This is a genomic window from Kitasatospora sp. NPDC034533 (assembly GCF_055575155.1).
In genome coordinates this window covers 143966-157562 of sequence record NZ_JBVITE010000001.1, presented here as the reverse complement: position 1 = coordinate 157562, position 13597 = coordinate 143966, and the positions used below count along the sequence as shown (strand labels likewise).

The 13597-nt window shown below is 75.0% G+C and carries 15 protein-coding genes; 3 read left to right on the top strand and 12 right to left on the bottom strand.

The genetic code is table 11. The annotated features are described in order from the left end of the window. Positions 1-5: 5 nt before the first annotated feature. Positions 6-311 (bottom strand): co-chaperone GroES, encoded by a 306-nt coding sequence (gene groES / locus ACZ55U_RS00840; RefSeq protein ID WP_014136232.1) that lies wholly within the window; start codon positions 309-311, stop codon positions 6-8. 249 nt (positions 312-560) lie between these two features. On the opposite strand from groES, the gene ACZ55U_RS00835 reads away from it, so the two are divergent. Both ACZ55U_RS00835 and ACZ55U_RS00830 read left to right on the top strand, forming a co-directional pair. Next, on the top strand, positions 561-899 hold the full coding sequence (locus ACZ55U_RS00835; protein ID WP_465520973.1) for a hypothetical protein: 339 nt from the start codon (positions 561-563) through the stop codon (positions 897-899). Positions 900-948: 49 nt separating this feature from the next. After that, a complete protein-coding gene (locus ACZ55U_RS00830; protein ID WP_465520971.1) occupies positions 949-2115 on the top strand; it encodes a THUMP-like domain-containing protein in 1167 nt (388 codons plus the stop codon). Position 2116: 1 nt separating this feature from the next. On the opposite strand, the gene ACZ55U_RS00825 is transcribed toward ACZ55U_RS00830, so the two are convergent. The 5 genes from ACZ55U_RS00825 to tsaB form a co-directional block, all read right to left on the bottom strand. Next, positions 2117-3019 carry a polysaccharide deacetylase family protein gene (locus tag ACZ55U_RS00825; RefSeq protein WP_465520969.1) on the bottom strand — a complete coding sequence of 301 codons (903 nt, stop codon included), beginning with the start codon at positions 3017-3019 and terminating at the stop codon, positions 2117-2119. A gap of 80 nt (positions 3020-3099) precedes the next feature. Continuing rightward, positions 3100-3360: a hypothetical protein gene (locus tag ACZ55U_RS00820; protein WP_465520967.1), complete on the bottom strand. Its 261-nt coding sequence runs from the start codon at positions 3358-3360 to the stop codon at positions 3100-3102. After that, positions 3357-4463 carry a tRNA (adenosine(37)-N6)-threonylcarbamoyltransferase complex transferase subunit TsaD gene (tsaD, locus tag ACZ55U_RS00815; RefSeq protein ID WP_465520965.1) on the bottom strand — a complete coding sequence of 369 codons (1107 nt, stop codon included), beginning with the start codon at positions 4461-4463 and terminating at the stop codon, positions 3357-3359. The genes ACZ55U_RS00820 and tsaD overlap by 4 nt, the downstream gene beginning before the upstream one ends. After that, the gene (gene rimI, locus ACZ55U_RS00810; protein ID WP_465521253.1) at positions 4456-4944 is read right to left on the bottom strand and encodes a ribosomal protein S18-alanine N-acetyltransferase; all 489 of its coding nucleotides are present in this window, start codon (positions 4942-4944) and stop codon (positions 4456-4458) included. The genes tsaD and rimI overlap by 8 nt, the downstream gene beginning before the upstream one ends. Before the next feature lie 23 nt (positions 4945-4967). Then, positions 4968-5624: a tRNA (adenosine(37)-N6)-threonylcarbamoyltransferase complex dimerization subunit type 1 TsaB gene (gene tsaB, locus ACZ55U_RS00805; RefSeq protein WP_465520963.1), complete on the bottom strand. Its 657-nt coding sequence runs from the start codon at positions 5622-5624 to the stop codon at positions 4968-4970. A gap of 157 nt (positions 5625-5781) precedes the next feature. On the opposite strand from tsaB, the gene ACZ55U_RS00800 reads away from it, so the two are divergent. Then, on the top strand, positions 5782-6348 hold the full coding sequence (locus tag ACZ55U_RS00800) for a hypothetical protein (RefSeq protein WP_465521251.1): 567 nt from the start codon (positions 5782-5784) through the stop codon (positions 6346-6348). 108 nt (positions 6349-6456) lie between these two features. Here ACZ55U_RS00800 and ACZ55U_RS00795 read toward each other — a convergent pair whose 3' ends face one another. The 6 genes from ACZ55U_RS00795 to glmS all read right to left on the bottom strand — a co-directional run bounded on the left by ACZ55U_RS00795 (position 6457) and on the right by glmS (position 13516). Then, positions 6457-6651 carry a hypothetical protein gene (locus tag ACZ55U_RS00795; protein ID WP_465520961.1) on the bottom strand — a complete coding sequence of 65 codons (195 nt, stop codon included), beginning with the start codon at positions 6649-6651 and terminating at the stop codon, positions 6457-6459. A gap of 158 nt (positions 6652-6809) precedes the next feature. Beyond that, positions 6810-7307 (bottom strand): tRNA (adenosine(37)-N6)-threonylcarbamoyltransferase complex ATPase subunit type 1 TsaE, encoded by a 498-nt coding sequence (tsaE, locus tag ACZ55U_RS00790; protein WP_465520959.1) that lies wholly within the window; start codon positions 7305-7307, stop codon positions 6810-6812. 94 nt (positions 7308-7401) lie between these two features. Next, on the bottom strand, positions 7402-8637 hold the full coding sequence (locus ACZ55U_RS00785; RefSeq protein WP_465520957.1) for an alpha/beta fold hydrolase: 1236 nt from the start codon (positions 8635-8637) through the stop codon (positions 7402-7404). Next, positions 8634-9833: an alanine racemase gene (alr, locus tag ACZ55U_RS00780; protein ID WP_465520955.1), complete on the bottom strand. Its 1200-nt coding sequence runs from the start codon at positions 9831-9833 to the stop codon at positions 8634-8636. Before alr ends, ACZ55U_RS00785 begins: the two co-directional genes overlap by 4 nt. A 164-nt stretch (positions 9834-9997) precedes the next feature. After that, complete coding sequence (locus ACZ55U_RS00775) at positions 9998-11473, bottom strand: NAD(P)H-hydrate dehydratase (RefSeq protein ID WP_465520953.1); 1476 nt, start codon at positions 11471-11473, stop codon at positions 9998-10000. Positions 11474-11659: 186 nt separating this feature from the next. Then, positions 11660-13516 (bottom strand): glutamine--fructose-6-phosphate transaminase (isomerizing), encoded by a 1857-nt coding sequence (glmS, locus tag ACZ55U_RS00770; protein WP_465520951.1) that lies wholly within the window; start codon positions 13514-13516, stop codon positions 11660-11662. Positions 13517-13597 lie beyond the last annotated feature (81 nt).

Genomic DNA, 13597 nt, shown 5'->3' with positions numbered 1-13597 from the left:
ACGTCTTACTTCTCGATGATCGCGAGGACGTCGCGGGCCGAGAGCACCAGGTACTCCTCGCCCTGGTACTTCACCTCGGTGCCGCCGTACTTCGAGTACAGGACGATGTCACCGACGGCGACGTCGAGCGGCAGACGCTGGCCGTCCTCGAAGCGGCCCGGGCCGACGGCCAGGACGACGCCCTCCTGGGGCTTCTCCTTGGCGGTGTCCGGGATAACCAGGCCGGAGGCCGTGGTGGTCTCGGCGTCGAGCGGCTGGACCACGATGCGGTCCTCGAGCGGCTTGATGGCAACCTTGCTGCTGGTGGTCACGTCCGAGCTCCCCTTCGGAGATTACGGGGTTTTCTAACGGGTAGGGGCGATCCTGCGGGTCTGCCGTCGCGGGGGTCAGACACACGTCGTCGCGTTAGCACTCTCCAGGTGGTGAGTGCCAAGGACGACCATAGGGCCGTGTTAGCACTCAGTCAACCAGAGTGCCAACGGCGCGTCCTGGGGGCCCCGGACGAGGGATGAGTAGCCGTACTCATGTGCGACGGCTCCGGCACCGAACAGACTCCTGCCATGACTCCGATCCCGGCCCGCGTCGGCCCCTCCCGGCTCAAGGACGCCTCGCTCGCCCTGCCGACCCTGCTCCTGCTGGGCGCGGCGCTCCCCGTCGCCGCCTTCTACCTCGTCTGCCTCATCGGCATCGCGGCCGGCTTCGACGGCGGCGACGACGGGGACGGCAGCGCCTGGGCCACCCTGGGCGTCGCGTTCATGGCCGCCCCGGTGATCGCCCTCGCGGCGAGCGTCGTGACGGCCGTCCGCAGCGTCCGGTCCGGCTACCGGCTCCTCCCGGCCGCCGCCGCGATCGCTCCGTTCCTCCTGCCCGCACTGCTCTCGTCCGGCGCCTTCCGGTGAACGGCCGGACGGTGCGCTCGCGAGCCCGCCGACCGGCGAGAATGACCCCGTGGACACCGAGAACCTCCAGCCCCTGCTGACGCCCGAGGGCCAGGCCCTGCTCGCCGAGTTGCGCGAGTTCACCCCCGAGGAGGAGCTGGCGCTGGCGACCAGGCTGCGGCGGGAGCACCCCGCGGAGCTGGTGTCGGCGGCGTTCGGGCAGGCGCGGCTGCGGCAGCGCGCGCGGGCGAAGTTCGGGGCCGACGCCGACCTGATGTACTTCACGCCCAACGGCGTCGAGCAGTCCACCCGGCGCGGCGTGGCCGAGTGGCGGGCGCGGCGCTTCGCCGCCCTGGGCGTACGGCGGCTGGCGGACCTCTGCTGCGGCATCGGCGGGGACGCGCTGGCGCTGGCCCGGGCGGGCATCGAGGTGCTGGCCGTCGACAGGGACCCGGCGGCCTGTGCCGCCACCGCGGCGAACGCCGCCGCGCTGGGCCTGGCCGAGCTGGTCGAGGTGCGCTGCGCGGACGTCGCCGAGGTGGACGTCACCGGCTACGACGCGGTGTTCACCGACCCGGCCCGGCGCACCTCGCGCGGCCGGGTGTTCGACCCCGAGGCGTACGCCCCGCCGCTCTCCTGGGCGATCGAGGCCGGCCGGCGGACCCCGGTCGGCGCGCTGAAGGTCGCCCCGGGCATCCCCCACGAGGCCGTCCCCGAGGACGCCGAGGCCGAGTGGGTCTCCGACCACGGCGACGTCAAGGAGGCGGTGCTCTGGTTCGGCACCCGGGCCGCGAGCCCGCACCGCGCCACCCTGCTGCCGCAGGGCGCCAGCCTGACCGGCGGCGACCTGCCCGACCCGCCGGCCGGCCCGGTCGGGCGCTACCTGTACGAGCCGGACGGCGCGGTGATCCGGGCCCACCTGGTGGCCGAGGTGGCCGAGCAGGTGGGCGGGCGGCTGATCGACCCGAAGATCGCCTACCTGACCGCAGACGAGCTGGTCGCCACCCCGTACGCGCACGCCTTCGAGCTCACCGACGTGCTGCCGTTCAACATCAAGAAGCTGAAGGCGCTGCTGCGCGAGCGGGCGGTCGGCACGGTGGTGATCAAGAAGCGCGGGATGGCGATCACCCCGGAGGAGCTGCGCCGCCAGCTCAAGCCGTCCGGGCCGAACACCGTCACGGTGATCCTCAGCCGCACCGACCGCGGCCCGCTGATGATGCTGGGGCAGCCGGTCTGAGTCAGGAGGCGGGCGCCTGGATGTAGTCCTCCAGGCGGGCCACCGAGAAGCCCTGCTCCTGGATCCGGGCCAGCAGGTCGCCGAACATCTGGGTCATCGTGGCGCCCTTGAGCTCCTGGGGGCCGCGGAAGTGCGCCAGGATGATGTCGCCGGGCTTCAGCTTCTTGTCCGCCGCCTGGTACTGCATGTCGTGGATCTGCATCGACTCGCGCCACAGCACGATCGCGCGCGGACCGCACTGCTGCACCGAGGTGTTGAGCGTCGAGGTGTTGGCGCCGTCGCCGAACGGCGGGCGGAACAGCAGCGGGGCGGTGCCGTACTGCTGGGTGAGCGCGGACTGGGCGTCGCAGATCTCGGACTTCTGCTTCTCGGCCGGGATCTTGCTCATCACCGGGTGGTCCACGGTGTGGTTCTGGACGTGGTTGCCCAGTGCCTGGAGCGGCTTGAAGTAGGCGTAGTCGTTCTTGACTATGTCCCGGGTCAGGAACATCGAGATCGGCACCTTGAGGTCGGTCAGCATCTCGACGAACTTGGGGTCCTTCTCGGCCCCGTCGTCGATGGTGATGAAGACGACCTTGTCGCTCGTCTTCACGTCGCTGAACACCGGTACGGGGCCGGTCCGTTCGAGCTTGACGGGCTTGTCGGCGGGCGGCGCCGGGGCGGGGGCGAGCGGGGTGAGGTTCCACTTGGCCCAGGCCGCCGCGTCCGCGCCCGCCGGCGCCGCGGTGGTCGGGGCGGCGGTGGCCGGCGCCGCGGTGGTGGGCCGGGGCGCGGCCGGGGCGGTGCCGGTGCCCTGGGCGGCCGGGGCGCTGCCGCCGCCGCTGCCGCATCCGGTGGCGAAGGCCAGCAGCGCCAGCGCCCCCGCCGCGTACGTCCTGGTCCTGCTCCGCCCGTCCCTGATCACCGCAGTGCGCTCCCGCTTCCCGTCCGGCCTTCTCTCAGCTATGCACGGTAACGGCCGGGGGCGCGGTTCCCCGGTCCGGGCTACTCGGCGTGCTCGCGGACGAAGGACCAGCGGTGCACCGGACGGCCGAGCAGTTCGGCCGGCGGGTCGGCGACGGGCACCGGCTCGCCGCTCCACCAGGTGATCAGCAGCACCCGCTCGCCGGGGGCGGAGAGCAGTTCGAGGCGCTCCAGCCCGGCCGAGCCGCGGAGCGCCGGCAGCGCCGACTCCCGCACCCAGGCGGCGAGTTCGGCTCCCCGCCCGGCCGCCGCCCGGGCCTCCCACATCGCGGCGACGGTCATGCCGCGCCGCCGCCGAGGGCGTGGTAGGCCTGGCCGTGGAAGTCCCCGTGCCCCGTGTCCGCGGTGGGCACGTGGACGTCGGTCACCGGCAGCGAGGAGTCCGCCGACAGGTCGAGGGCGGACGGCGTGCGGTCGCGCCACACCATCTCGGCGCCGAGCGCCGCGACCATCGCGCCGTTGTCGGTGCACAGGCCCGGCCGGGGCACCCGCAGCCGGATGCCGGCCCGGTCGCAGCGCTGCTGGGCCATCTCGCGCAGCCGCGAGTTGGCCGCCACGCCGCCGCCGATCATCAGGTGGTCGACGCCGCTGTCCTTGCACGCCTTGACGGCCTTGCGGGTGAGCACGTCGGTGACCGCCTCCTGGAAGGACGCCGCCACGTCGGCGATCGGCACCTCCTCCCCGGTCCGGCGCTTGGCCTCCACCCAGCGGGCGACGGCGGTCTTCAGGCCGGAGAAGGAGAAGTCGTACTCGGGGTCGTTCCTGCCGGTGAGGCCGCGCGGGAAGGCGATCGCCTTCGGGTCGCCCTCGCGGGCCGTCCGGTCGACGATCGGGCCGCCGGGGAAGCCCAGGCCGAGCACCCGGGCGACCTTGTCGAAGGCCTCGCCGGCGGCGTCGTCGATGGTCGCGCCGAGCGGGCGGACGTCACTGGTGATGTCCTCGCTGAGCAGCAGCGAGGAGTGCCCGCCGGAGACCAGCAGGGCCATCGTCGGCGAGGGCAGCCGGCCGTGCTCCAGCTGGTCGACGCAGATGTGCGAGGCGAGGTGGTTGACCCCGTACAGCGGCTTGTCCAGCGCCCAGGCGTACGCCTTCGCGGCGCTGACGCCGACCAGCAGCGCGCCGGCCAGGCCGGGTCCGGCCGTGACGGCGATGCCGTCCAGGTCGCTCGCCTTGACGCCGGCCGTGTCCAGGGCGCGCTGGATGGTCGGGACCATCGCCTCCAGGTGCGCGCGGCTGGCGATCTCCGGGACGACGCCGCCGAAGCGGGCGTGGTCGTTGACGCTGGAGGCGACGGCGTCGGCCAGCAGGGTCGTGCCGCGCACGATGCCGACGCCGGTCTCGTCGCAGGAGGTCTCGATGCCGAGGACGAGCGGTTCGTCAGCCATGGCGGGTGTCCTCAATGTCCTTCGGGTCAGTGCTGTCAGTGCTCGGGTGGTCGAGGCGCATCACCAGCGCGTCGACGTTGGCGGGCTGGTAGTAGCCGCGCCGGATGCCCACCGGTTCGAAGCCGTGGCGCTCGTACAGCCGCTGGGCGCGCGGGTTGTCCACCCGCACCTCCAGCAGCAGTTCGGCGCACTCGCGCCGGGCGGCCTCCCGGATCAGGTCGGTGAGCAGCGCCGCGCCGAGGCCGGCGCCCTGGTGGCGCTCGTCGACGGCGATGGTCTGGACGTCGCCCTCGCCTGCGACGGCCATCAGCCCGGCGTAGCCGACGACCGTGCCGTCCGCTGCGGTGGCGACGGTGTAGTGGCGGGTGCCGCCGGGGTGGGCCTCGGCCAGTTCGGACCAGAACATCCCGGCGGACCAGGCGTCCTCGGGGAAGAGCCGCAGCTCCAGCTCCAGCACCGGTGCGATGTCCCACCAGCGCATCGGACGCAGGGTGGTGCCGTGGTTCACGCCGGGAGCACCGCCTTGTAGCCGGCCGGGACCTGGGCGTCCGGGCGGCGCAGGTACAGCGGGTGGTTCGGCAGCAGCTCGCGCCCGGCGGCCAGCTCGGCGGCGGCGAAGCCGGCCAGGGCGCCGGCCGAGACGTGCTCGGGGCCGTGGGCGCCGGGGAAGGCGTCGGGGTAGAGCAGCGCGCCGGCGCCCACGGAGCTCTCCCGCGCGGTCAGCTCGGCCGGGCGGTCCACGCCCGGCCCCTCCGTGCGGCGGCCCTCGGCGTCGTACGAGGCCCAGTAGACCTCCTTGCGGCGCGCGTCGGTGGCGACCGTGAACGGCCGGCCGGCCAGGCCCTCGGCGCGGGCCTGGAAGGCGATCGCGTCCAGGGTGCAGACGCCGTGCACCGGCAGCCCGAGGGCGTGGCCGAGCGCGGCGGCGGTCACCAGGCCGACCCGCAGGCCGGTGTACGGGCCGGGGCCGACGCCGACCGCGACGCCGGTCAGCTGGTGCTTGTCCACCCCGGCGGTCCGCAGGACCCGGTCGATCGCGGGCAGCAGCAGTTCGCCGTGGCGCCTGGCGTCGACCTGGTGGGTCTCGGCGAGGACGGCCGTGCCGTCGTGGACGGCGGCGGTGACGGCGGGGGTAGCGGTGTCGAACGCGAGCAGCAGCACGGGTCAAGGTTAGACCGACGTTGGGCCGACCGGCCGATCGGCAGGGTGTACCACCCGGGAACACAGTTCCGAGGCGTGCGACCCGCAGGGATGAACCTGGCACGATGGGGCCGTACGCAAAGGGACGGACGGCGGCGGGAGCGGCAACGTGGCGAAGATGGGTCCTGGAGTGGTGGTCACGGGGTTGACCCTGGGGGCCCTGGCGATGGTCAGCCTGCTGGCCTTCCAGGCCAACGGCGCCCAGGACCGGGCGGGCGCCCTGCGGCCCACCGCCACCACCACGGTGACCGGCACGGCCACCGCCGCGGCGCCGAGCGCCTCGGCCACCCCGACCGTCCCGCCGCTGCCGGCCACCTCGGGCACCGGCACCCGGGTGGTCTACTCGGTCGGCAGCCACTACGTCTGGCTGGTCGACCCGAAGAAGAACCCGCAGGTCGCGGCCGCCTTCCCGGTCACTCCGGGCTCGGTCGAGCCGGCCCCGGGCAGCTACGCGGTGTACAGCCGCACCCAGACCACCACCGGCACGGACGGCAAGCAGATCGAGCACGTGGTCCGCTTCGCGCAGCAGAACGGCGTGGTGTTCGGCTTCAGCGCGGCGGTGGACGGCGCGACGCCGACCGCCGACCCGAGCGCCAAGACCGGCGGCATCCGCAGCGGGCGCGCCGAGGGGCAGCTGCTCTGGGACTTCGCGCCGAAGGAGACCAAGGTGGTCGTGGTCGCCTGATCCCGGACGGCCCGGAACGGTCCGGGCCCGGGCACAGCGGGGCCGGGAGGGGCGGGGAGCCCGGACGCAGCGGGAAGCCCGCCGGGGGCGGGAAGACGGACCGGCCCGTCACGCGGCCCGGGGCGTCCCGGCCTCGGGCCGTTCGTCCTGCCGGGGCTCCGGTTCGGGCGGGGTGGAGACCGCCTCGGCGGCCGCGCAGGCGGCCAGCAGCGCCCGCATCGGCTCTCCCGGGGCGGGGCGGGCGGACTCTCCGGACTCGGCGGCACGGACCGCGCGCTGCGGGGCGGGGGTGGGGCTCGACATGGCGCCTCCCTAGTTAGGCAGACCTAACCGCAGCACCCATCCCACCACGCCCGGCACCCCGCCCGCAACACCTTGCCGACAAGCTGTCGGCAAGGTGTCGGCACGGTGTCGCGCCGTCACGGGGACGGCGACCGCCCGGCCGGGCCGGAAGGGAGCGCCTATCCGAGGTCCGCCAGTGCCACGTCCGCCCAACGCGGGCCGATGCCGGTCAGCACCACCCGGCGCGGGTCCTGGTCGTCCCCGTCCGCGGTGTCGCCGATGGCCCGCTCGATCCGGACCTCCAGCCGGTCCTCGGACAGCCGCTCGACCTTGCCCTCCCCCCACTCGACCACGACCACCGACTCGGGCAGCGAGACGTCCAGGTCGAGGTCCTCCATCTCGTCCAGGTCCCCGCCCAGCCGGTACGCGTCCACGTGCACCAGGGCCGGGCCGCCGACCAGGGACGGGTGCACCCGGGCGATCACGAAGGTCGGCGAGGTCACCGCCCCGCGGACCTGCAGCCCCTCCCCCAGGCCCCGGGTCAGCGTGGTCTTCCCCGCCCCCAGCTCACCGGAGAGCAGCACCAGGTCCCCCGGCCGCAGCAACGCGGCCAGCTCCCGGCCGAGTCGGCCCATCCGCTCCGGGGTGGGGACGGTGAGAGTGGCGTGCGAGCCCATGCGCGTGTCTTGCCCTTCGATCCGTACCGGCGCACCGACCACCGGCCGCCACCCGCTACCGTGCCACATCGGCGCGCCCGGGCGCGGACGGGCCTCACGCCGGGTCGACGACGGTCTCCGCCGCCCGCTCCCGGGCCAGGTCGAGGACGGACCCGGGCAGCGGCGCCGCGCCGGCGAAGTCGGCCGCCCGGCGCAGCAGCCGGGCCAGCTCGTGGTCGACCAGCCCCGGGCACTCCAGCAGCACCAGGTGCCCGGCGCCCTCGACCAGCACCAGCTCGGCGCCCGGCAGCCGCTCGGCCATCGCCTCGCTGTGCGCCGAGGGCGTCAGCAGGTCCTTCGTCCCGGCCATCACCAGGGCGGGCAGGCCGCGCAGGGCGACCAGCGCCTCGTACTTCTCGTGCGCCCCGAACACCGGGTAGAACTCGGCGACCACGTCGATCGGGGTGCCGTCCAGCAGCTGCTCGGCGAAGCGCACCACGCCGGGCTCGACGTCCCGGCCGCCGAAGGAGAAGCGCCGGTAGAGGACGGCGGCCACCTCCGAGCCCATCCGCCTGGTCGCCTCGACCAGCTCGACCTGGCGGCCGAGCAGCTTCACCACCCCGGGCGCGACCCTCCTGAACAGCTTGGCGCCGACCTTCGGCAGACCGAAGCTGACCTCGTTCCAGTCCCCGGCGAGGGTGCCGATCAGCGCCACTCCGGCGACCCTCTCGCGGAACAGCTCCGGGTGCTGGTCGGCCAGCGCCATCACCGTCATGCCGCCCATCGAGTGGCCCACCAGCACCAGCGGGCCGGTCGGGGCGACGGCGTCGATCACCGCCTTGAGGTCGCCGCCCAGCTGGTCGATGCCGGCCGGCTCGCCCGCCAGGTACGAGCGGGAGCGTTCGGAGCGGCCGTGGCTGCGCTGGTCCCAGAAGACCAGCCGCAGGCCCTCGCGCAGCGTGGCCCGCTGGAAGTGCCAGCTGTCCTGGTTGAGGCAGTAGCCGTGGCAGAACACCACGGTCAGCGGTTCCGGGCCGGTGCCGTCGCCGTCCGGCTCGTCCCAGCCGGTGCCGTCCAGCTCCACGTACAGCTCGGTGCCGTCCGGTGCGGCCACCGTCCTCGGGCGTCCGCGCAGCGAGCCGTACGGGGCGTTCGCGTCCAGTTCGGCCCGGGCCCGGCGGCGCGTCGCCCGGCCGACGGTCAGCCGCTCCACCGCCACTCCCGCGGCCGCACCGGCCGCCAGCACCCCGACCGAGATGCCGATCAGGCCGGCCCGGCTGACCCCGGTCGCGGCACCGGCGGCCTTGGCCACCGCCGAGACCGGATCGCGCCCGGACGGTGCGTCGGTCATGCCGACGGACCCTCGGTACGGCTGCCGCCCAGGTGGCGGCGGGGCACCCGGGCGCCGATCCGGGTGATGATCTCGTACGAGATGGTGCCGCAGGCGCGGGCCCAGTCCTCGGCGGTGGGCTCGCCGCGCTCGCCGGTGCCGAACAGCAGCACCTCGTCGCCGATCGCCGGGGTGTCGCCGCCGAGGTCCACCACGAACTGGTCCATCGCGACCCGGCCGGCCACCGTGCGCCACTTGCCGTCGATCTGCACCGGGCCGGTGCCGCTGGCGTGCCGCGGGATGCCGTCGCCGTAGCCGACCGGGACCAGGCCCAGGGTGGTCGGGCCCGGCGTCGTGTAGTGGTGGCCGTAGCTGACCCCGTGCCCGCCGGGGACGTGCTTGACCAGGGCCAGCCGCGCGGTCAGCGACATCACCGGGCGCAGCCCGAAGTCGGCCGGCGAACCCACCTCGGGCACCGGCGACAGCCCGTACGCGGCCAGGCCGGTGCGCACCAGGTCGAAGTGCGACTCGGGCAGCAGCAGCGTGGCCGGCGAGTTCGCCAGGTGGCGGACCTCGGGGCGCAGCCCGGCCGCCTCGGCCACGGCCAGCGCGGTGCGGTAGGAGTCCAGCTGGGCCCGGATCGACGGGTGGCCGGGCTCGTCCGCCGCGGCGAAGTGCGACCAGACGCCGACGACCGTCAGCAGCCCCTCGGCCTCGGCGCGCCGGGCGGCGGCCACCAGCAGCGGCCAGTCGTGCGGCTGGCAGCCGTTGCGGCCGAGGCCGGTGTCGGCCTTCAGGTGCACCCGGGCCGGGATGCCGGTCTCGCGGACGGCCGGCAGCAGCTCGTCCAGCGCCCACTGGCCGCTGACCGAGATGTCCAGGTCCGCGCGCAGCGCCTCGCGCCAGGGCCCGCCCGGCGTCCACAGCCAGCACAGGATGCGGGCGTGCTCCGGGCGGATGCCCGCGGCCCGCAGCGCCAGCGCCTCGTCCGGCGTCGCGCAGCCGAGCCAGCCGACGCCGTTGGCGACCGCCTCCCGGGCGCACTCGACCGCGCCGTGGCCGTAGGCGTCCGCCTTGACCGCGAGCATCACCGCCGCTCTGCCGACGCGGTCGCGCACCGCCGCGAGGTTGCCTCGCAGGGCGGCGAGATCGATGGTCGCCTCGGCCCGTACGCCGTCGGTGAGGGTGGCTGTGCCGGTCGTGTTCGCAGTTGTCATCAGGGTCAGTCTCCCAGACGTCCCGGAGTCCTCGCCGAACGGCCCATCGGCGCGGCGGTCCGGTGGACCGCGCCGACGTGCGGCGGACCGCCGTTCCGCCCCGTTCAGGACGCGCGAACCGGACGCCCCGGTTCCGCCGGCCCCGGCGGGGCGGGACGTCCGCCCTACTCCGCCCGGACCGCCCGCCACACCGCCGGCAGCGCCCCGGCCACCGCGAGCGCCGTCACCGGCGCACCCGGCGCGCCCGCCGCCTCGCGTCCGGCCAGGCCGTGCAGGTAGGCGGCCACCGAGGCGGCGTCCAGCGGCGCCAGGCCCGCCGCCAGGAGGGAGCCGGCCAGCCCGGCCAGCACGTCGCCGCTGCCGGCGGTGGCCAGCCAGGAGGTGCCGGTGGGGTTCACCCGGACGGCGCCGCCCGGATCGGCGACCACCGTGGTGGAGCCCTTGAGCAGCACCGTCGCCCGGTAGCCGGCCGCCAGCCGGCGGGCGGTGGCCAACCGGGCCGCGGCCAGGTCGTCGGCGGCCGGAGGCGTGCCACCCCCGGCGCCCGCCAGCAGCCGGGCGGCCTCGCCGGTGTGCGGGGTGAGCAGGGTGGGCGCGGTGCGGCCGGCCAGCGCGTCCGGGCCGAGCCGGCCCAGCTCGGTCAGCCCGTCCGCGTCCACCAGCACCGGGACGTCGCTCGCCAGCGCCTCGGCCAGCGCCTGCCGCGCCCCCTCGCCGCCGCCCGGCCCGACCACCCAGGCCTGCACCCGCCCGGCCCCGGCCGGGCCGCCCTCGGTGACCAGCGCCTCCGGGAAGCGCCGCACCACCTCCTCGGCCGCCGTCCCCACGTACCGGACGGCGCCCGCGCCGCCGTGCAGCGCCCCGGCCACCGCGAGCAGCGCCGCGCCCGGGTACGTCGCCGAGCCGGCCGCCACCCCGACCACGCCGCGCCGGTACTTGTCGCTCTCCACGGCCGGCACCGGCAGCAGCGCCGCCACGTCCGCGTGCTGGAGCGCCGTCACCTCCGCCGCGGGCGGCTCCAGTCCGATGTCGACCAGCTGCACGGCCCCGGCGTAGGAGGCCCCCGGGTCGACCAGCAGCCCCGGCTTGTACGTGCCGAAGGTGACCGTGACGTCCGCCCGCAGCGCCGCGCCCGGGACCTCGCCGGTGTCGGCGTCCACCCCGCTCGGCAGGTCCACCGCCACCACGATCCCCGGCCGTCCGGCCCGCGCGTACGGCTCGGCCTCCGGGCGCAGCCCGCCCCGGCCGCCGATGCCGACGACGCCGTCCAGCGCCAGGTCCGCGCGCGAGAAGTCGGCCAGGCCGACTTCCTGCTCCACCGTCACCCGCCCGCCGGCGGCCCGCAGCGCGGCCAGCCCGCCCGGGTGCGCCTTGCGCGGCGTCAGCAGCACGGCCGTCACCCGCGCCCCGCGCCGGGCCAGCGCGGCCCCGGCGTACAGGGCGTCACCCCCGTTGTCCCCGCTGCCCGCCAGCACCACCACCCGGCTGCCGTACACCCGCCCCCGACGCCCGGTCAGCAGCCGCGTGCAGGTGGCCGCCAGCCCGGCGGCCGCCCGCTGCATCAGCGCGCCCTCCGGCAGCCGCGCCATCAGCGCGGCCTCGGCGGCCCGGACGGTTTCCACAGGGTGTGCATGACGCATGGGGAGAGCTCCTTCAGCGGTCGGCTACCGCCGACGCTAGCCCGCGTCGCCGCCCCACGGCAGCCCGGCCCGCGGCACGCGGTCCCCTTCGGCAGGTCCGTCGACCTGCCCGCGCCGTTCTCCTCCACGCTCGACACGGCGCCCCTGCGGTAGGGCACAGCCACCGCGGGGGCGCCACGACGAGACCTACTCGACGGTGACCGACTTCGCCAGGTTGCGCGGCTGGTCGACCTCGTGGCCCTTGGCCGTGGCCAGCTCGCAGGCGAAGACCTGGAGCGGGACGGTGGAGACCAGCGGCTGGAGCAGGACCGGGGTCGCCGGGATGCGGATCAGGTGGTCCGCGTACGGGACGACGGCCTCGTCGCCCTCCTCGGCGATCACGATCGTGCGGGCGCCGCGGGCCCGGATCTCCTGGATGTTGGAGACGATCTTGTCGTGCAGGATCGACCGCCCGCGCGGCGAGGGCACGACCACCACGACCGGCAGCCCCTCCTCGATCAGCGCGATCGGGCCGTGCTTGAGCTCGCCCGCCGCGAAGCCCTCGGCGTGCATGTACGCCAGCTCCTTGAGCTTGAGCGCGCCCTCCAGGGCCACCGGGAAGCCGACGTGGCGGCCCAGGAACAGCACCGAGCGGGCGTCCGCCAGAGAGCGGGCCAGCTCGCGCACCGGCTCCATGGTCTCCAGGACCTGCTCGACCTGCTTCGGCGCGTCGCCGAGCTCCTTGATGACGGCGAAGATCTCGTCGCCCCACTTGGTGCCGCGCACCTGGCCCAGGTACAGGGCGACCAGGTAGCACGCGACCAGCTGGGTCAGGAACGCCTTGGTCGAGGCGACCGCGACCTCCGGACCGGCGTGGGTGTACAGCACCGCGTCCGACTCGCGCGGGATCGTGGAGCCGTTGGTGTTGCAGATCGCCAGCACCTTGGCGCCCTGCTCGCGGGCGTGCCGCAGCGCCATCAGGGTGTCCATGGTCTCGCCGGACTGCGAGATGGCGATGACCAGCGTGCCCGGGCCCATGATCGGGTCGCGGTAGCGGAACTCGGAGGCGACCTCGACCTCGCAGGGGATGCGGGTCCAGTGCTCGATCGCGTACTTGGCGATCATGCCCGCGTGGAAGGCCGTGCCGCAGGCGACGATGACGACCTTGTCCACCGAGCGCAGGTCGGCGTCGGACATCCGCAGCTCGTCCAGGGTCAGCCGGCCGTCGGTGCCGATCCGGCCCAGCAGGGTGTCGGCGACGGCCTTCGGCTGCTCGGCGATCTCCTTGAGCATGAAGTAGTCGTAGCCGCCCTTCTCGGCGGCGGAGGCGTCCCAGTCGACGTGGTACTCGCGCACGTCGGCCGGGGTGCCGTCGAAGTTGGTGACGGTCACGCCCTCCCGGCGCAGCTCGACCACCTGGTCCTGGCCCAGCTCGATCGCCTCGCGGGTGTGCGCGATGAAGGCGGCGACGTCCGAGGCCAGGAAGTTCTCGCCCTCGCCGCGCCCGACCACCAGCGGCGAGTTGCGACGGGCCCCGACGACCACGTCCGGCGCGTCCGCGTGCACGGCCACCAGGGTGAAGGCGCCCTCCAGCTGACGGCAGACCACCCGCATGGCCTCGGCGAGGTCGCCCGCGTAGGCCTCGCCCAGCAGGTGGGCGACGACCTCGGTGTCGGTCTCGGACCGGAGGGTGTGGCCGCGCTCGGCGATCTCGGCGCGCAGCTGGGCGAAGTTCTCGATGATGCCGTTGTGCACCACGGCGACCCGCTGCTGGTCGTCCAGGTGGGGGTGGGCGTTGGCGTCCGTCGGGCCGCCGTGGGTGGCCCAGCGGGTGTGGCCGATGCCGGTGGTGCCGCCGGGCAGAGGGGTCTCGGCGAGCGACTTCTCCAGGTTGGCGAGCTTGCCCGCCCGCTTGTCGGTGGCCAGGCTCCACCGCCCGTCGGAGTCCTGCACCTGCACCGCGACGCCGGCCGAGTCGTAGCCCCGGTACTCCAGCCGCTGCAAGCCTGCGATTACTACGTCGAGGGCGGACTGAGCGCCCACGTATCCAACAATTCCGCACATGCGTGCCAGCATAAGGGCGGTTCTGTGCCCGTTTTCCCGCCGCGCGGGAACGCTGCGTGACCGACACCACAACCACCGTGA